Source organism: Pseudoflavonifractor sp. MCC625, from assembly GCF_018784545.1.
GTDB classification, from domain to species: Bacteria; Bacillota; Clostridia; order Oscillospirales; family Oscillospiraceae; genus Pseudoflavonifractor_A; species Pseudoflavonifractor_A gallinarum.
Genome location: NZ_WQOJ01000039.1, coordinates 122,442 through 142,317, shown reverse-complemented (window position 1 = coordinate 142,317; position 19,876 = coordinate 122,442). Strand labels below are relative to the sequence as shown.

The window sequence follows — 19,876 nt, the reverse complement described above, 5'->3', positions numbered from 1 at the left end:
ATGGATAAAGTGTTTCAGAAATTTTTGCGAAGTGGTATTGACCTTTCGCCCGTAGGGGTGGAGCGTCGTGAAGATAACAACCCATACTTTTGCACGCCAAAAGGTGCATCTATTTTTGGCTGGGCGGGTGTGGACGGCATCCACTTCTGCTTTGTTCGAGACTTTGGCGGTATGGTATTTTCCGTCAGTCCCATGAACTCGGCTCCGGATTTTGTTCATCCGCTGGCAAACGATTTTGAAGACTTTCTGAGGTTGCTCCTTGCTTGCAGTGATTCGGCAGCGCTGGAACAGGCGTGGATGTGGGATAAAGCCCAGTTTGAAGCCTTTTTGCAGGACAACCCTCCAACGCAGGATCAGCAAAGAACGCTATCAGAGCTTGCTGAGAAAATGAAATTGACGCCTATGGAACAGCCGTGGGTATACATCAAAAAGCTGCAAGCATCTTTTGATTATAGTAAGATCAAGTACACCGAGGACTATTATGATGTTGATATGAACCCAGAAGCAGAACCGACCATGCCTGAGTGGAAGGTCTACTTTGAGGGAAACTTCTGGGGACATTCGGGAAAAGACCATGCCGGAACGGAAATCCGGTTGAATAAGCAATTTGACTGGGCGAGGCATCATTGGGTTATTCCTGCGGCGTATTCTTGCAGCAAGGGACTCGTCATGGACTTTTGTATGCGCACCCCAGAGGATGACATCCGCAAGTTCATGACGAAATGGGATTTGCACCCCGAAAACGACTCCTGCGAATACTTCACGCAGGAGCAGCAAATGCAAATTGATTTAGACAATCCGCTTTGCCTTGACTTTATTCCTCGTTTGGAATTGAACGGGAAAACAATGCGAATCTCCCACGGCTGCTCGGTGGTTTATAATCCGTGTTTGCCGGATGGGATGATCAATGAATTGGAAGCAAAGTGGGCGTTGGAACACTATGACTTGGATATATCCTATGGATGGATGATTTTTCGGGCAGCTTTTCCGTGGGCAAGCAAACGCCGTACTGAAATAAAATCTCTCTCCTTTACGATGGAGCAGCGGTCATGCCGTGTCCCAGGACCACATTTCAAGACACACGCTCCCGGCGATTCGTTTTCTTTCACCCATCCGGTCAGCGGCACAAAATACACATTAACCGTACAGGAATTGGAGCGGCAGACAATTTCCGAAAAGCGTTTCGGCTCTGACCGCTGGTTTTATCCGACGCATTTTACCGCCATGAGCTATACGCTTTCTCCTGAACCGGACAGCGATATTTCGATCTGTGATTGTGCTGAGGGGGACAAGCCTTTGGAAATTGCGCCATGCTCTGACCGCTATGCACCGGAGGCACGAAACGATATGGCTTGTATCGGCATTATCGGCGGCGCGGACGGTCCAACCGCAATCGTATGTGGAGGCAGCTCGAAAGAAAAACTCCATGCAGCTTGTTCCGCTCTACACTTTGAGCCGGTGGAGGGTGATATTGAATGGCGTATCGTATTCAACATCAAAAACTCCAATGAAATGTCATTAGAGCTAATCTGAGAAGAAATCGGAGGCGCAGAAGATGAAGCAGCGCATATACATTGCAATCGACCTGAAATCCTTCTACGCCTCCGTGGAGTGCCGGGAACGCGGCTTAGATCCTCTGGACACAAATCTTGTCGTTGCGGATGAGAGCCGGACGGATAAGACCATCTGCCTTGCCGTTACTCCCTCTCTCAAGAGCTACGGCATCTCCGGACGCGGGCGGCTATTTGAAGTCAAACAGCGCGTGAAGGAAGCGAATGCCGGACGGCAGCACGACGCACCGGGACGCAGACTGGACGGCACATCGCACTTCTTCTCGGAGCTGCAAGCAAACCCGTCTCTGTCGATTGACTTCATCATCGCGCCGCCTCGGATGGCGTACTACATGGAGTACAGCACCCGCATCTATCAGGTTTATCTCAAGTATATTGCCCCGGAAGATATTGTGGTCTACTCCATCGACGAGGTGTTCATGGATGTGACGGACTACCTGAATACCTACAAGCTCTCCGCCCATGATCTCGCCATGAAGATCATCCTCGACGTGCTTGAGACAACCGGCATCACGGCAACTGCTGGGATCGGCACGAATCTTTTCCTCTGCAAAGTGGCAATGGACATTGTGGCGAAGCATATTCCCGCTGACAAGAATGGCGTCCGCATTGCAGAGCTGGATGAGATGAAGTTTCGGCGTGAGCTTTGGGCGCACCAGCCTCTCACGGATTTCTGGCGCGTGGGTCGGGGCATTTCAAAAAAACTTGAGCAGAACGGGATGTTCACAATGGGCGATGTTGCCCTTTGTTCAGAGCGGAACGAGGATTTGCTTTACAAGCTGTTTGGGAAGAATGCGGAATTACTCATTGACCATGCGTGGGGCTGGGAGCCTACGACCATTGAAGCAATCAAAGCCTATCGTCCGAGTTCCAACAGCCTCAGCTCCGGTCAGGTTTTGCACTGCCCCTATGAAGCGGATAAGGCAAAGCTCGTCATCCGCGAGATGACGGACTTGCTTGTGCTGGATTTGGTGGACAAGGGACTTGTCACCGACCAGATGGTTCTCACGGTAGGCTACGACATTGAGAACTTGACTGACCCATCACGGAGGACAAAGTATCACGGCGCGGTCGAGACAGATCACTACGGAAGACAGGTTCCCAAACAGGCGCATGGGTCTATCAACCTCGACGGTCACACATCATCTACGCGCAAAATAATGTGTGCTGTGTCAGAGCTGTTTGACCGGATCGTGGACAAGAATCTGCTTGTCCGCCGTATGTACGTTGTTGCAAACCATGTCCTGCCGGAAGCCGATGCACCAAAGAAAAACGACGGTGCTGTCCAACTCGACCTCTTCACCGACTACGCTGCCGAAGAGGAAAAACAGAAAGCCGAGGATGCGGCATTGGAGCGTGAGCGGAAAATCCAGAAAGCAGCTCTCGCCATCAAGAAGAAATACGGAAAGAACGCTATCCTCAAGGCAATGAATCTTGAAGAAGGTGCAACAGCTAAAGACCGCAACGCGCAGATTGGAGGGCATAAGGCGTGAACGGAAAATACGACGAGATCATGGGACTTCCGCACCACGTCTCAAAAACGCGACCGCAGATGCCGATGTCAGATCGCGCAGCGCAGTTTGCGCCCTTTGCAGCTCTCACTGGCTATGATTCTGCCATCAAAGAAACCGGGCGATTGACTAACGAAAGAATTGAGCTTGATGAAGATGCTCTGACTGCCTTGAACGTAAAGTATCAGTTTCTCATGGACGCCCTTGATGAAGAGCCAGAGATTAAGATAACCTACTTCAAGCCTGACGAACGCAAGGCTGGCGGCGAATATGTATCGGCAATCGGCGCGGTCAAAAAGGTTGATGACTTTGAGCGGCTGATTACCATGCAGGACGGCACAAGGATTCCGATGGATGATGTTTATGACATGAGCATTTCGGTCATTACCAACGAGAACGAAGGTGATTAAACTTGTACGCTATTGTAAGAAACGCAGATAGCACATATTACACATCAACGGTGTTTGGATATTTCTGCAAAGTCACCGCAACAGATGACTACGAGCAATATCTTGAAAGTATCCACAACCAATTCTACCTTGTCCTAAACGAAAAGAAAGACTGCTTGGTCAAGAAGTATGTGTTTCCACAGGGAAGCAAATACCTCGACCCCAAAATCCTGATTGTGGATGCGGATCAGCGCAATTGGGTCTTGGACGAAGCAAATCATGGTTGTGTCGATTTTTTGCATGAAGTTGATGCTTATTCTGCTGAACTAAAACTTGATTCATCGATGCTCAAGAAATGTATTGCAATAGATGCTGCACAGAATTATCAAGAGATAGTTGAAGTAAACGACGATTCTGATATAGCAAACCTCCTTTGGGCAGCGGGTGGCTTTCATGATGCTTATATAAAAAAGTGTGAACGCAATGGAGATGTAGTACACGTCCTTTTAGATGGCATTTGGGGTTGTCAAATCGAATTGTGGTTTGAAGGGAGTCCTGACTTTTGCATTGATAGTCGCGATCCTGAATACGATGATCCTACTTGGTACGGCGCAACTGTTTTAAGAGCAAAGGGAGTGTTTTATCTTGTTGATGACGAGGACATGAAAGTCGAGGATATAACAGACAAATATTGCTGGTTTAGAGGTAACCATCTAAAGTACCATGTAATTCCCGACCCATAAAACTGTCGCTTGCCATGCGACCAAATGAAGTGAATACCGAAGTACAATATGACTGTATCTTACGGAAAACAACTTGCTCCAATACGCCGATCTTGAGAAGAAGGTTGAGGACGTTCACAGCTCCTATGACCGCACCGGCAAGGAGCTGAAAGACGTTGAGGCACGTCTGCGGGAAGTCCAGCCGCTTATCAAAAACATCTCCAACTACCAGCACCTAAAGCCCGTATATGACGCCTTCCAGAAGGCGAAAGACAAGCCGAGTTTCAAGGCAAAGCACGAAGCAGAGCTTGTGATCTTTGAGGCGGCGCGGAGTACACTGCTTGCCATGCAAGGCGATGAAAAGCTGCCGAGCTTGAAGACGCTCCAAGCGGAACAGCAGAGACTTCTTGAAGAGCAGCAGCGGCTTTATGACGAACGTGCGAGGCTCAAAAAGGAAGCTCGGATGATCGACACTTTGAAGGCAAACGTGGACGATTTCCTCAAGCCAAGCGCAGAGCGCGACCAAGAGTATCAACGCAATTCTCAGCGCGAATAAAGAGAAAAGGAAAGGCAGTTTTCATGAGTAACTGCCTTTCCCTTTTTGAAAATCAAAACCATCAAGAACTTGCATCTTTTTTGTGAACTTGTGCATGAGATAATTGCATTCAAAGAGGTTTTCGTGTATAATAGAATGGAAGTCATGATTAGCGGATGAGTAAAGGGGTGCGTATCATGGGAATCAGCTACAAAAAACTTTGGATGCTCCTGATAGAACGAGACATAAAGAAGTCCACCTTCCGGCAAGAGCTTAACCTTGCATCCGGAACATGGACGAAACTGAATAAGGGGGAAGAAGTGTCCCTCTCTATTTTGCTGCGCATCTGCGGCTATTTGAATTGTGACATTGGAGATATTTGTGAGGCTGTGCGGACGGGCAACTGATAGGTCCTTTTTCCGTGCGGCTTTTTTATATACCTGTGGAGAAGGATTAAAGGTTTGTGCGTAGCAGGACTGTTACAGAAGAAGGAGGATAACAGATGGATATTGGCGTAACGATAAGCAAAGTCAGAAAAGAATACAAGGAATACTTACGGGAAACTCACCCTGACTGGGCTGATACGACTATCAGCACCCATGTTTCCGATGCGTTCTATCTGTATCAAAACACTATTGCACTATCCTTCTGGAAGTGTTTTGAAAGTGATGCCGCTATGGAGAAGGCAAAGGGCGAAATCCTCGACTACCTAAAACAAGAAGTGATGTCTGATCGAGCAGACGAACGCACTGCACAGTATTATAGAGATTTGAAACGTCTGAAAGAATTTATTGATTCTAAGGGTGGCGTCAAGACGTATATCGGCTATGAATATGACTGCGAAGTCATTGTCTACAAATATGCCAAGATGGTTTATGATGGCACGATGGAGATGGACGCTGCTGTAAAAGCCATGTGTCAGGATGTTCCGTGCTTTGGAGAAACCTCGCACAAGCTGACGATTATGCTCTTTGCGTCCATGATGAAGGGCGTAAAATACACTCGCAGGTCCAACACTGAAACTACAGTTTACTTCATCGTCCACATCGGAAAAGACTACGGACAGGAGCAGATGGTCAATGCTCTAAAAGCCACTCAGGAAAACATTAAATATTACTACGAACAAACCGGCAACAAGTCTAACAGTATTCGTAGAGGATGCAAAAAGATCGTCGAAGAGAACAACATTGATATATCCTTCGACGATGAAATCTTTGATGGAATTATTCCGAAGGAGAACACAGATACAGCTCTTTCATCCGACGCTACTGCAACACACTATTGGCTGTACGCAGCGGGTGATGGTTCCGCAAATTGGGAGAATGATTATGCCGAAGGGATTATGGCTATCGGCTGGTCTGACCTTGGTGATCTAATGGAATATAGCTCCAAAGAAGAAATGCGGGCAAAGATGAAAGAGGTCTACGGGGATACTGGCTCATATAAGAATCAGGTTCTTGCTACATGGCAATTTGCAAACGAGCTGAAACCCGGTGATGTTGTCTTTGTTAAAAAAGGCAGAAAGCAGATCCTCGGTCGCGGGTTGGTCGAAGGCGAATACGTTTTTGACCCTGAACGCGGTCAATATGCCAATACCCGAAAGGTTCGCTGGACAGATAAGGGCGAGTGGGAATTATCAGATCAGGGTGCAATCAAAACGTTGACGGATATTACGTCCTACACAGATTACGTCAAGAAGCTGCAAAACATGATTGACGGAGATAAGCACGAAGATACCTTCGACGATGCCGCTGATGAGGAAATCACTTTCGAGCCATACACCGCTGATGATTTTCTGACTGATGTGTATATGGACGAAGATCGGTATAAGGTTCTCAAGTCGCTGCTTCTAACCAAAAAGAATGTAATTCTGCAAGGCGCACCGGGCGTGGGAAAAACCTTCGCAGCAAAAAGACTGGCATTTTCTATCATGGGAGAAAAGGACACCAACCGTGTGAAAATGGTTCAGTTTCATCAGAGTTATAGCTATGAAGATTTCATCATGGGTTTCCGCCCGACGGAGACAGGATTTGAACTGCGAAAGGGCGTATTCTACGAGTTTTGCAGGCAAGCTGCTGAGGATGATCGTCCATACTTTTTCATTATCGACGAGATCAACAGAGGCAATCTCAGCAAGATTTTTGGCGAACTCTTCATGTTGATTGAGAGTGATAAACGCGGTGTCGAATTGCAGCTTCTATATGCAGATGAGCAGTTCTCCATTCCAAGTAACGTCTATATCATTGGCATGATGAACACTGCTGACCGTAGCCTCGCCATGCTGGACTACGCACTTAGACGTCGTTTTGCTTTCTTTGAGCTTGCTCCGGCATTTTCGTCTGCTGGATTCAGAGCATACAGAACGAAAGTCAATAACCCGAAGTTTGACCGGCTCATTGCAACAGTTGAGCAGCTTAACGACGTAATTGCAAACGATGACTCGCTCGGTGAGGGGTTCTGTATCGGACATAGCTATTTCTGTACAAACGCAACCATCAACGATGAATGGATGCGGTCTGTTGTCGAATATGAACTGATACCTCTTTTGAAAGAATACTGGTTTGACGAGGCAGTTAAAGTGAAGGATTGGAGCCGCACATTACGCGAGGTAGTCAAATGATCCGTGTCCAGAACGTTTATTATATGCTGGCTTATGCGTTCCAAGTGCTGCATGAGCAAGGGTATAAAAATGTCGCCACCGAAGAGTTTGATAATGTGGCTGAACTTCTGTCTGCTATTCTCTGCCGTGGAGTATCTGTCCAGATAAAGAGAGGCTTAATCAGACAATACATTTCGAGAGAGGAAGCACTTGCGTCTCCCCGTGGGAAACTTGAAATTGGTGAATCCATAAAGACACAGGTTATTCGCAAGAAACAGCTCGTTTGCAATTATGATGAGTTTTCGGTTGATGCCTACCCCAACCGAATCATCAAAACAACAATGGATTTGCTGCTTCGTGGAAGTATTTCAAAAGCCAGAAAAAAGGAGATCAGGAAGTTGATGATTTTCTTTGATGGCATCAGCATATTGGACATCCATAGTATCAACTGGGACATTCAATATGATCGCAATAATCAAACATATCGGATGTTGATAGCCGTTTGCCGATTTGTGATAAAAGGGCTTTTGCAAACGACAGCCGATGGCTCAACAAAGATTATGGATTATGCAGATGATCAAACAATGGCGAAGCTATACGAGAAGTTTATTCTCGGATACTATCAGCGTGAGCATCCAGAGTTAAAAGCATACTCTCCACAAATTGCGTGGCAAGTCACAGATGGCTACAGAACGCTCTTGCCGACGATGCAGTCCGACATTGTGATTACGAATAAGGCAGCAAAGAAAACGCTCATCATCGACGCCAAATACTACACGCACAATATGCAAATGAAAGCACCGTACATGACGCAGACGCTTCATTCCGGAAATCTGTATCAGATTTTCACCTATGTGAAGAACTGGTCTGCCGCGCCGGATGAGGTCGTTTCCGGTATGCTTTTATATGCGGGAACAGACGATGCGATTCAGCCAAACAATGATTATCAAATGAGCGGGAATCAGATCAGTGTGAAGACATTGGACATGGACTGCGACTTTTCTAAAATTGCAGCGCAGCTCGACAGCATTGCTGATCGGATAAAGTAGAGCGTAGGCACTGGACAGCCGTTCTTCTAATCTCACCGCTTCTTAAACAAGCAGATACGCTCTCCGTGGAAAGGAGCAATCATGAGTATACTTGAAAATCCCATACCGAATGAGGTGTTGGATAATGCAACAAGCCCTCTCACCGATGACAGGGCAGCGTACAAAGACAGCACCTACGAGATCGTTTCAAAGGTGGCTTACCTGATTGGTGTGCCAAAACGCATCTTTGACAACGAACATGAAGCCCCAAAAGTTGAAGTATACAATCGGTTGGACAGTGATAAAACAGCTCGGATTATAAGACATCTTTGCATTGTACGAACTGCGATTGAGCGCAATTTCAAGCGCATCAATGAACGCATGAGATTCCAGTATGAGACCATTCTGAGTATGCCGGAATATGTTCCGCAGGAAAGCATAAACCAGCTAAGTCTTGACGGAGTGAACTTCATCAAAAACACCAGCAAAAAACTGTGCCAACACGTTGTCGAGATTAACAGGTTGATTTGCGATAGAATCAACAACTGCAAGAAGCTCTTTCCACTCTGGATAAATTGGGATTACATTAAAGCACTTTTCGTCATGCCTGATGGTTTGAAGGAAGATGGTACAAGAGAGGCTGCCGACATTTATTACTCTCATTTGCTTTTTTATCCCTATCAGATGTACATAAACTGGCAGCCGGAGGAAGTCGGCAACATTCTTTACAATGATAAGAAGTTCGTTACCTTGCTGTACAGTTGGAACAACGACTATTTCACCGAATATAGCAAAGTCTCAGATGCGGGGAGTTATATCAAAGGAAGTATTTATGAGTTTATTGAGAGCAGCGAAAAGACTGTTATCGTTGTCGATTGTGAAAACTCTGATCCCTACAAGCTGTGTGCTACCTTAAAAAACCTCGATCACGAGTATACACAAAAAATTGCGTCGATCATTCTCTTTGATGATGTGCATACCGCCTCCGCATGGAGGATATTAGACAGCTTCACCGCAATTCATGTTGAACACATGATGATTGAACGGGTGAAGCAAAGCAAGTCACTCGTTGATGTCATGCTTATTGCCCGAACTTGTCAGGAACACTACAAGAATAACGTCGATTCCTTTATTCTTGTTTCCAGCGACTCCGACTACTGGGGGTTAATCTCGTCTCTGCCGGAAGCACGTTTTTTAGTTATGATTGAACGAGAGAACTGCGGACCGGACTTGAAGAATGCACTTCTGAATGCAGGGATATTTTATTGCTATATTGATGACTTCTACTCTGGGAATGCCGAGGACATCAAGCTCGGCGCACTTTTCAAAGAAATAGAGCGTTATATTGACCAAACCGTCAGGCTCAATATCAACGAGATGTTCAGTGCCGCTTTGAAGGCAACGCGCATTGAGATGAGTTTGTCTGAGAAAAAACAGTTCATCGCAAAGTACCTAAAAACAATGCAAATGGAAATTACAGATGATGGTGACGTGGTTTTGCAGTTGAAACGAAAATAAGTCCGGTATTTGGGACACTTGCTATGATAAAATAGAAATGAGGACAGGCTGGCAACCAACAAATGATCCTCAAGTATTGGAGATGAAGATATGGCATACCAAAGCGAAGCGGCTCTTGAACAGCAGTTTATTGAGCAACTGAACAAGCAGGAATATACCACAGTCGCAATTCCTGATTATGACGCGCTGGTGGAGAACTTCAAAGTTCAGTTTGAAGCCTTCAATGCGCCAAAGCTGGATACGCCTATCACCGATAAAGAGTGGGAGCGTATCTTCAACCTCATGCTCGGAAAGTCTGTTTTCCAGAGCGCAAAAATCTTGAGGGATAAGTTTGTCCTTGAGCGTGAAGATGGTACAAAGGTATATCTGTCCTTCTTTGATCAGGACCACACGAAGAACATTTTCCAAGTCACTCATCAAACAACCGTGGTTGGAAAATACGTCAATCGTTACGACGTTACGATTCTCGTAAACGGCTTGCCCCTGATCCAAGTAGAATTAAAGCGCCGTGGCATTGACATCCGCGAGGCAGTCAATCAGGTCATGCGTTATAAGAAACACTCCTACAACGGGCTGTATCATTTCATTCAGCTCTTCATTGTCTCCAATGGTGTTGACACAAAGTATTTCGCCAATTCCGACAGAGACTTGATGTATAGTCTTGCTTTCTTCTGGACTGATTTCAATAACGTCCGCATCACCAATTTGAAGGACTTTTCGATTTCTTTCCTTGCAAGGGATCACATCATTAAAATGCTGACACGCTACACCATCCTAAATGATACCGATAAGATTTTGATGGTCATGCGTCCCTATCAGGTTTATGCCGTAGAAGCGCTGATCCGTCAAGCAACGCTTACAAACCGGAATGCGTATATCTGGCACACAACCGGCGCGGGCAAGACATTGACATCCTTTAAGACTGCGCAAATCCTCGCAGCAAATCCGAACATCAAGAAAGTCATTTTCCTTGTTGACCGAAAAGACTTGGATTCTCAGACAACCGAAGAGTTTAACAAGTTTGAGGCTGGCTCCGTTGATGTTACAGATCGCACCGATGTCCTTGTCCGCCAGATGAAGGACAAGAACAGGCAGCTTATCGTCACCACGATGCAGAAGATGGCAAACGCTGTAAAGCGCCCTCAGTACGAGAAAGTAATGGACGCATACAAAGACGAGAAGGTTGTCTTTATCATCGACGAGTGCCACCGCAGCCAGTTTGGGGATATGCACAAGGACATTGTGCGGCATTTCAGAAAGGCACAGTTTTTCGGCTTCACGGGGACACCTCGGTTTGAAGTCAACGGTAAAACTGAGGGTAAAATCACGCAAACAACAGAAATGCTCTTTGGTGAGTGTCTTCACAATTACCTGATTAAAGACGCCATCTTCGATAATAATGTTCTGGGCTTCCACATCGAATACATAAAAACAATGGAGGGTGATTTCGACTGGGATGACCCGACACTCGCGGACGCGATTGATATAGGCGAACTCTATATGTCCGATGAGCGAATGTCTCTGATCGCCAATCACATCATCCAGAACCACAAGGCGAAAACCCGAAATGGACAGTATACGGCTATTTTTGCCGTGTCCTCTATTGATGCCCTTGTTAAGTATTACGACATTTTCAAGAAGATCAAGCATGACCTGAATATCAGCGGCATCTTCTCCTACGGGCAGAATGAGGATGCCGAGGGCAAGGACGAGCATAGCCGTGATTCGTTGGAGCGTATCATCAAGGACTATAACGAGATGTACGGAACCAATTTCTCCACAGATACGTTCTCAGCTTATCACAAGGACATCTCTGACCGAGTAAAGGGAAAGAAAACAAAGTCGCTCGATATTCTCATCGTCGTGAATATGTTCCTGACCGGATTTGACAGCAAGCAGCTCTCTGTCCTTTATGTGGACAAGGACTTGAAGTATCATGATTTGCTGCAAGCCTATTCCCGCACGAACCGCGTTGAGAAGGAAACAAAGCCCTTTGGCATTATCATTTGCTACCGCAACCTCAAAAAACGTACTGATGACGCGCTGACGCTCTTCTCTAAGAGTCAAGATACCTCTGGCATCGTTGTTCCGGGTTATCAATACTTCGTAGAGAAGTTCAACGAAATGGTGATGAAGCTCAAGGAAATTGCTCTGTTTCCGGAGTCCGTGGACACAATGCAGAACGAGGACGATCAGAAGAAGTTTGTCGTGACCTTCCGTGAGCTGACAAAGTACCTCCAATCGTTGCAGACCTTTATTGAGTTCAGTTTCGATCAGGATGCTCTTATCATGTCCGAGCAGGAATATCAGGACTATAAGAGCAAATACCTCATGCTCTACTCAAGGCAAAAAACAGACCGCGAGGTTGTCTCCGTCCTGAATGACGTTGACTTCTGCATCGAATTGATGGAGAGTGACAGGATCAATGTCGCATACATCATGAACCTGATCCGCAACATTCATTTCGACGATCCCAAGCAGAAGGATTACGATATTAAACACATTAAGGATGAGCTGGGAAGAACCGATAATCCGCAGTTGCTCCGGAAAGTCGAAATCCTGCAAGCGTTCTTGGATCGTGTTGTTGTCGGCTTGGAAAGTGCGGATGAAATTGATGCAGCCTATAACGACTTTGAAAATGAAGCAAAGCGCGAAGAGATTGTTGCCTTTGCGAAGACTGAGGACATTGACGCATCTATGCTGACGGATATTATTTCGGAATATGAGTTTTCTGGCACAATGGATGCAGGAAATATCCGAGATAGGATTGAGAAGCCCTTGCCGCTTTTGAAGAAGCGCTCCCTTGTAAATCGGATTGTTGACTTCATCCGGCAGCACACAGAGAAATACCAATAAGGAGAGAGACAAATGGATAATTCGATTCAGGCTCATCAGAAAGAGCTTTGCAATAAGCTATGGGCAATGGCAAATGCCTTGCGCGGAAACATGGAGGCGTATGAGTTCAAGAACTACATCTTGGGCATGATTTTCTACTACTACCTTTCCGACCGGACGGAGAAGTATATGGCGAATCTTCTCAAGGATGACGGTATCGGTTATGAAGAGGCGTGGGCAGACGAAGAATATAAGACCGCCGTTATCGAAGAGGCACTGCGCGATCTCGGCTATGTCATCGAGCCGCAGTATTTGTTCCGCAAGATGGTCAAGATGGTAGAAAACCGTTCCTTCGACATTGAGTTCTTGCAGAGTGCAATCAACGCCCTGATGGAGTCCACAATCGGAAACGATTCTCAGGAAGACTTTGACGGACTGTTTTCTGATATGCAGCTCGATTCCTCAAAGCTCGGTCATACTGTCAAGGATAGAAGTGCTGTTATGGCAAAGATCATCGCTTCGCTGGACGAAATCAACTTCGGCGTGGATGATACCAAAATTGACGTACTGGGGAATGCCTATGAATATCTGATCGGTCAGTTTGCTGCAACTGCTGGCAAGAAAGCCGGTGAGTTCTATACGCCTTCCGGTCCTGCCGAATTGCTTTGCCGCCTTGCTTGCCTTGGTCTCACGGATGTCAAGGATGCAGCCGACCCCACTTGTGGCTCTGGTTCACTGCTGCTGCGCCTCAAGAACTATGCCAACGTGAGAAACTACTATGGACAGGAATTGACCTCCACGACTTATAACCTCGCCAGAATGAACATGATTCTGCGCGGAATCCCGTATCGCAACTTTAACATCTACAACGGTGATACCTTGGAGCATGACTACTTCGGAGACATGAAGTTCCGTGTTCAGGTTGCCAATCCACCTTATTCTGCAAACTGGTCTGCCGATATGCACTTCATGGAGGACGAGCGATTCAACGAGTACGGAAAACTCGCTCCGAAGAGCAAGGCTGACTTTGCCTTTGTTCAGCACATGGTTTACCACATGGACGAGGATGGACGAGCCGTCGTTCTCCTGCCGCATGGTGTCCTGTTCCGTGGTGCTGCTGAGGAAGCAATCCGCAAGCACCTTATTCAGAAATTAAATGTTCTGGACGCGGTAATCGGGTTGCCTGCAAATCTGTTCTTTGGCACGGGCATCCCTGTCTGTGTTCTTGTTCTTAAAAGAGAGCGCAATGGCAACTCTGACAACATCCTTTTCATCGACGCTTCCAGCAACTTTGAAGCAGGAAAGAACCAGAACATCCTTCGGGAGTGCGACATCGACAAGATTGTTGAGACCTATGAGCGCCGTCAGGATGTCGATAAATATGCTCATGTTGCGACCATGCAGGAGATTGAAGAGAACGGCTTCAACCTGAACATTCCTCGCTATGTTGACACCTTTGAGCCGGAACCTGAGATTGACTTGAATGAAGTTGCCGCTGAGATCCGCAAGCTCCAATCTGAAATTAAGGATATTGATGCGGAACTGAAACCGTTTTTTGATGAGCTGGGGCTGGACTTCCCCTTTGACGTGGAGGGCAAATAATTATGGCAAATGTATCCTCAAGTAACGGTCTTGAGAAGCGTCCGAAGCTCCGCTTCCCGGGCTTCGATGAGCCGTACAGATCGGCGCAATTAGGCGATATAGCGGCTCTGGTAAATCGCACTGATCCAAAATCTAACGCGCCGATCATGATGCTTAGTGCCGGAAATGGCTTCATTATGCAGTCCGAAAAGTATTCCAGAGACAATGCTGGACAGAGCCTCAAAAAATACATTCTCTTGAAGCAAGGGGAATTGGCATATAATCACGGCGCATCTAAGGCTAAACAGTTTGGTTGTTGTTATGAGCTGACTGAGCCAGAGGCACGAATCCCCTATGTGTATCATTGCTTCAAGATCAATAATCACGAATATACACCATTTATTGCAATGGCACTCAATAACGCCAAAATGGATAAGCAGCTTAAACGCCTCGTATCGTCAAGCGTTCGTATGGATGGGCTACTCAATATTTCTTTTGAGGATTACATGAGCGTAACAATTCATCTTCCTTCGCCCTCCGAACAAAAGCGCATAGCCGACTTTCTTCAAAAAATTGATGAGCGAATCGCCGCGCAGGAAGAACTTCTTGCTTCCCTCAAGAAGTATAAAAGAGGTGCTATTGCCCACATTCTTTCGGGTAAAAGCAAAGCGTTTTCCTCTGCATCTTCATGGATGCAGAAAAACCTTGGTGACTTATGCAGTGAGTTCAGAAGCGGACGAAATATATCATCAACTCTCATTCATGAAACCGGAGATTATCCTGTGTACGGTGGCAACGGTATACGCGGGTATTGTGACCGATATAGTCATGAGGGCGAATACGTTGTCATCGGAAGGCAAGGGGCGTTATGCGGAAATGTTCGTATTATTCAGGGTCAAAACTATTTGTCTGAACACGCTATTGCTGTCCGCGCAAATGCAGACAACGATACAGGATTCCTCTTGTACTTGCTTGGCTTCATGAAACTTGGGCAGTATTCAGATCAGGGCGCACAACCCGGTCTTGCTGTAAACAAACTATTAAGACTTAAATGCACGGTCCCCGACAAGAAAACGCAGTCTAAAATAGCGTCCGTCCTTTTGAGGCTTGATTCGCAATTATCTAATCAGGAAAAAATGCTATCTATTCTTATCAACCAGCGCAAGGCTTTCCTACAACAACTTTTCATATAAAGAGCTGTTGTAAAAGCCCATCTTTCTGCTTTTGTAGGAGACGCAAACATTGGCTTTCTCTTTTGATTTGCGCGTCTATCTTTTGTGCGATTGCCGAAATCTGTTTTTGGGTTTCGAGTGGTGGCAGCTTAAAGCGATACCGTCTATATTGTTCGGCGTTAATACCGGGTTGACCAGAGCGCGTAGACTCAAGCGCCACCCACCTGTTGTATTCTTCCGTAAGCGTATTCAAAAAGACATATCCACTATCCACACCGTCAATAACATGAATACGGATAAGGAATCCAGCGAAATACATATCTCCATCAGATGCCTGATAAAGATAGCTTTTGCCAACAGAAGCACCGGTACGAGCAAATAAAATATCGTTCTCTCTAACACGGTATTTGCCTTCGAGAACACCAGCCGGTGAAACGGGCGCAGAGTCTATGTATGTATGAGAGTCATCGTCAATATCAGTGATCCTTATATACTTGTGAACACCATCAAATATAGTCGCAGCGGCATTCATTCCATACTCAAAGCCGTCTGCCACGGCACTTAATGATACTTCTTCCCACTTTTCATCTTCATGAGTGATTCTGATCTTCTGATTAAGTATTTCGGAAATGAGTCCTCTTTTATACTTCTTGAGGGCATCTACAAGAGATTGCTGAGCGTCGATACGTCGATCCAAGGCAATGAGAAAGTCTGCAATCTTTCTTTGCTCGGCAGTATTCTCCGGCAGATAGTGTTTTGTGGCGAAGAACTCATCTGTCGGGACATTAAGCAATCCGTGATTTCTTGCTCCTTCTGCTGAAATCATATAGATTTCCTTGTACCATTTGAGAGAATCAAAGTACACCTTAATGAAATCTGTATCGTGCTTCTTGAGCGCAAAACAGATATATAATGTAGACAACGCTCCCATAGGATAGCGGTCTAACCGCTTTATTGAACCGAAGTCGTAACCTACGGAATAGCTCTTGTTATACGCATATTCGCCATTCCTCAAAAGGTAATATCCGCTCATGTCTTTGCTTGCAACGGTTTTGTTGAAGTAACTGATCTGATCGACAAGACCATCTTTCGAGGATATTGTCAGGGGTAGATCAGTTTCATTGTTGCTGTTTTTCCGTGTTACTCGTTCTGCAAAATCAGACAATTTCTCTGCTCTCCACGGCTCATCAAAGCCCGGAAAGCGGAGCTTCGGACGCTTCTCAAGACCGTTACTTGAGGTTCTTTTTCAGATCCCATGCCGGTATGAGTCAAAAGTAAAATCCCTTGCAGTAGCAGAGATTTTCCGCTATTGCAAGGGATTTCGTCTGTCATATAGCTCTTTCTGCTGGCTTGATCAGAAGTATAAAAGAGGATTGCTCAATCAAATTTTTTCTGCAATCTCGAAAGGTTCTCAGCGCAGAAAACTTCGTGAGCTTGTTCACGTTTCAGGAGGCAAAACGCCAAGTATGAGTAATTCGCTCTATTGGAACGGAGACATCGTTTGGATTTCCTCCAAAGACATGAAGAGTAGTAGAATTTCCGGTAGCGAGCTAAAGATAACAAATCTGGCGCTCAATGAGATGACGCTTTATCATCCGGGGACATTATTGTTGGTTGCGCGGAGTGGTATCTTGAAACATTCGCTGCCTCTCGCTATTCTCGAAGTAGATGCAACGATAAATCAGGACATCAAAGCATTGCAAGTACATGGTTGCAATGCATTCTACCTCTATTATGCAATTCTGTCGCAAGAGGACAATATCATTAGAACCCTTGTGAAAACCGGAACAACTGTACAAAGTCTCATGATGGATTCCTTCTTAAACATTGAAATACCAACGCCTAACATTGACCAGCAACAAAGCATAATCGACAAGCTGGCTAAACTCGAAAAGTATGTAGATGTTCAGGGAAAAGAACTATCGTTATTATCCCAAATGCGAAATGGCTTGTTGCAACAGCTCTTCATATAAAGAGCTGCCTCATATAGCCGTCTCTCGTTTTACTCAGAAGGTCAAGTGTTTTTTGGGTCGCTTGCAACCGTGCCTCCACCATATCAAGAATATCTGCATACAGAAGTTGTTTCACATGGCTGGGATACATAACAGGAATACCCATAAGCAAATCATCCGTCATAGATACTCGATCATGACGAACGCCTTGTGAGCCGTTATCATAGATGTACCTGTACCATGCGTCGCTCTTAAAGTACCAAGCGAGATATGAAGGAGAAATATCTGCTTGCAGCACAAGACAGGTATATAGCGGCGAGATAATACCTTGCTCACTGAGAGTATATCTATTGAACGGTCCGTATGGCGCAGAATTTGACTTTCTCGGATTGTAAACAAAGTTTCCATTTTCGATGACATAGTAATTTGCTGTGTTTCCGTCCACTGCAATATCCTTGTCAAAGAAATCGCGCTGAGGAATTAGTCCGTATTCCGCAGAGTTGGTAATTACATTATTTATTACTCCATCTGTGTTACGGCGCGAAACTTTTTTGAAAATATCACCCAGTCGAACACAAGTCCACTCTGTGCCATTCTGAGAAGGTAGTTGGCGAAAAATGCGCTGCATGACACCTCTTTTATACTTCTTGAGGTTATCGACAAGCTGTGCCTGTTTTGCAATCCTCCGCTCAAGTGTACGGAGCATATCTGCTACCCGGTTTTGTTCTGAGAGAGCTGGTATGCAGACCTTGATTGTTTCAATCTGAGGATACTTCAAGTTCCATGTGTCAGAGGTCATGCCTTGAGAGTTCTTTCTAAATTCATTGATTAGATTAGGGCTTTTGAAAAAAGCTGCAAAATATCCATTACTAATCGGGATTTTAGGCATTAGAACTGTGTATGCAGGACTCACTATACCATTACACGGAGAGATGCCGTTCGCTCCTTGCCACATTCTCATGGAGTTATAGACCATATCTCCCGTTAGAACAACCTTATAATTGCTTTTGTCTTCACTTGAGTTATCTTTGCCTTCAATCTCAGAGCGAGGCATAACGCCATCGTTCATCGTGACAGAAAGCAGCTCCATGTCAGAAGCGCCTCGCTGACTTCTTTCTGCGTAAATATCACCTATATGACATTGCTTGTACGGCTCATCGAAGCCCGGAAAGCGGAGCTTCGGACGCTTCTCAAGACCGTTACTTGAGGGTGTTAATGCCCTGATTATCCCTCCACCGGATAATGTTCGTGGAGGTGGTCATTATGACTAACAATACACAATTCAAGACGCTTGTGAACACATGGCTAAATCAAAAGAAGCCCATGATCACGCCGTCAACCCACGCCAGCTTTACGCTGATTACCGAAAATCACCTGATTCCATATTTCGGCAAGCGCAAGATTGGCAGCATCACCGAAGCGGACATCCAGAGCTACATTTCGTATCTCTACAATGCTGGACGCTTGGATAAGACCGGAGGGCTTACCGTGAAGACGATAAGGGATGTTATCCTCGTTCTCCGGTTATCAATGGAGTATGCCTACAAGGAACGGGCTATTCCACTCCTGAACTGGGACCTAATTGAATACCCAAAAGAGCTTGGTATCAAGAAAGTGGTTTCTCTCTCAAAAGATCAAGAGCAAGCTCTAATTCAGTGTATCTACATGGACTTAAATCGGAAGACAGCAGGGATTTTGATTGCATTGTTTACCGGAGTCCGGATAGGAGAGCTGTGCGGCTTGCAGATGAGGGACATTTCGCTGACGGACAAGACCATCAGCATCAACAAAACCGTCCAGCGTATCTACGACAAGAAAAAGGGAGAATCGTATCTTCATATAGGACCGCCGAAAACGAAGACATCCGCTCGAACGATTCCTGTTCCGTCCCTTCTCATGAACATCATCAAGAAGTTTTACACGGAAAACCCGAATCACTATTTCCTCACGGGCAAGACAAAGCCAACCGAGCCGAGAACATATCGGCAATTCTTCACACGTTTCTTGAAGCGGAACGGATTGGAGAAAGTGAAGTTTCATGAGATCCGGCATACATTCGCAGTTAGAGCAATCGAGATACCGGAGTTTGATATAAAGTCTCTTTCTGAAATTCTCGGACATAAGAACGTATCCTTTACCCTGAATGTGTACGGGAGTGCAAATCTCCAACAGAAGGTTAAGTGCATGAATCTTCTGAATGACCTCCTGTGATGAAAAAAAGCCCCCGGCGCTGTGCCAGATGCACAGTGCCGGGGGCATTCCCGTTTCCAGCGATTTAATTTTCTCCCGACGAGGGACTGTTCATGGAGTGGCACTTTCCATTTTGCGAAGCCGCGAAAACTCAGTGCGTTCTGTGGAGAAGTTCACGGGACAGCACATACCGTACACGTTTCCAATAATCACTGTTCAGTGCAATGTGTATTCATCATCGTAAGTAAATTCACGGTTTTCACAATGCTTGAT

General features: G+C 45.8%; 16 protein-coding genes. 14 read left to right on the top strand and 2 right to left on the bottom strand.

Annotation, left to right across the window (positions count from 1 at the left end):
• The 12 genes from GPK94_RS13215 (at position 1) to GPK94_RS13160 (ending at position 15,482) form a co-directional block, all read left to right on the top strand.
• Complete coding sequence (locus GPK94_RS13215) at positions 1-1,533, top strand: sodium ion-translocating decarboxylase subunit beta (RefSeq protein ID WP_215656042.1); 1,533 nt, start codon at positions 1-3, stop codon at positions 1,531-1,533.
• Between the two features lie 22 nt (positions 1,534-1,555).
• Positions 1,556-3,064: a DNA methylase gene (locus tag GPK94_RS13210; protein ID WP_215656041.1), complete on the top strand. Its 1,509-nt coding sequence runs from the start codon at positions 1,556-1,558 to the stop codon at positions 3,062-3,064.
• Positions 3,061-3,492 carry a hypothetical protein gene (locus tag GPK94_RS13205; RefSeq protein ID WP_215656040.1) on the top strand — a complete coding sequence of 144 codons (432 nt, stop codon included), beginning with the start codon at positions 3,061-3,063 and terminating at the stop codon, positions 3,490-3,492. Before GPK94_RS13210 ends, GPK94_RS13205 begins: the two co-directional genes overlap by 4 nt.
• A gap of 2 nt (positions 3,493-3,494) precedes the next feature.
• Positions 3,495-4,214: a hypothetical protein gene (locus tag GPK94_RS13200; protein ID WP_215656039.1), complete on the top strand. Its 720-nt coding sequence runs from the start codon at positions 3,495-3,497 to the stop codon at positions 4,212-4,214.
• Positions 4,215-4,287: 73 nt separating this feature from the next.
• Positions 4,288-4,749, top strand: coding sequence for a hypothetical protein (locus GPK94_RS13195; RefSeq protein WP_252192640.1), 462 nt, complete (start codon positions 4,288-4,290; stop codon positions 4,747-4,749).
• A 176-nt stretch (positions 4,750-4,925) separates the two neighbouring features.
• Complete coding sequence (locus tag GPK94_RS13190) at positions 4,926-5,135, top strand: helix-turn-helix transcriptional regulator (protein ID WP_215656038.1); 210 nt, start codon at positions 4,926-4,928, stop codon at positions 5,133-5,135.
• 95 nt (positions 5,136-5,230) lie between these two features.
• Positions 5,231-7,348: an AAA family ATPase gene (locus GPK94_RS13185; protein WP_215656037.1), complete on the top strand. Its 2,118-nt coding sequence runs from the start codon at positions 5,231-5,233 to the stop codon at positions 7,346-7,348.
• On the top strand, positions 7,345-8,376 hold the full coding sequence (gene mcrC, locus GPK94_RS13180; protein WP_215656036.1) for a 5-methylcytosine-specific restriction endonuclease system specificity protein McrC: 1,032 nt from the start codon (positions 7,345-7,347) through the stop codon (positions 8,374-8,376). The genes GPK94_RS13185 and mcrC overlap by 4 nt, the downstream gene beginning before the upstream one ends.
• An 81-nt stretch (positions 8,377-8,457) precedes the next feature.
• A complete protein-coding gene (locus GPK94_RS13175) occupies positions 8,458-9,873 on the top strand; it encodes an NYN domain-containing protein (protein ID WP_243135897.1) in 1,416 nt (471 codons plus the stop codon).
• A gap of 90 nt (positions 9,874-9,963) precedes the next feature.
• On the top strand, positions 9,964-12,729 hold the full coding sequence (locus GPK94_RS13170) for a type I restriction endonuclease subunit R (RefSeq protein WP_156069330.1): 2,766 nt from the start codon (positions 9,964-9,966) through the stop codon (positions 12,727-12,729).
• A gap of 12 nt (positions 12,730-12,741) precedes the next feature.
• Complete coding sequence (locus GPK94_RS13165; RefSeq protein WP_215656035.1) at positions 12,742-14,310, top strand: type I restriction-modification system subunit M; 1,569 nt, start codon at positions 12,742-12,744, stop codon at positions 14,308-14,310.
• Between the two features lie 2 nt (positions 14,311-14,312).
• Positions 14,313-15,482 carry a restriction endonuclease subunit S gene (locus tag GPK94_RS13160; RefSeq protein ID WP_215656034.1) on the top strand — a complete coding sequence of 390 codons (1,170 nt, stop codon included), beginning with the start codon at positions 14,313-14,315 and terminating at the stop codon, positions 15,480-15,482.
• Here GPK94_RS13160 and GPK94_RS13155 read toward each other — a convergent pair.
• Positions 15,475-16,626 (bottom strand): restriction endonuclease subunit S, encoded by a 1,152-nt coding sequence (locus GPK94_RS13155; protein WP_215656033.1) that lies wholly within the window; start codon positions 16,624-16,626, stop codon positions 15,475-15,477. The two genes, GPK94_RS13160 and GPK94_RS13155, sit on opposite strands and share 8 nt — an antisense overlap.
• Between GPK94_RS13155 and GPK94_RS13150 the strand changes: the two genes are divergently transcribed.
• Positions 16,583-17,434, top strand: coding sequence for a restriction endonuclease subunit S (locus tag GPK94_RS13150; protein ID WP_346728034.1), 852 nt, complete (start codon positions 16,583-16,585; stop codon positions 17,432-17,434). The two genes, GPK94_RS13155 and GPK94_RS13150, sit on opposite strands and share 44 nt — an antisense overlap.
• Here GPK94_RS13150 and GPK94_RS13145 read toward each other — a convergent pair.
• Positions 17,427-18,503: a restriction endonuclease subunit S gene (locus GPK94_RS13145; protein WP_252192639.1), complete on the bottom strand. Its 1,077-nt coding sequence runs from the start codon at positions 18,501-18,503 to the stop codon at positions 17,427-17,429. The two genes, GPK94_RS13150 and GPK94_RS13145, sit on opposite strands and share 8 nt — an antisense overlap.
• A 173-nt stretch (positions 18,504-18,676) precedes the next feature.
• Between GPK94_RS13145 and GPK94_RS13140 the strand changes: the two genes are divergently transcribed.
• Positions 18,677-19,624 (top strand): site-specific integrase, encoded by a 948-nt coding sequence (locus GPK94_RS13140; protein ID WP_119191150.1) that lies wholly within the window; start codon positions 18,677-18,679, stop codon positions 19,622-19,624.
• The last annotated feature ends 252 nt before the right edge of the window (positions 19,625-19,876 follow it).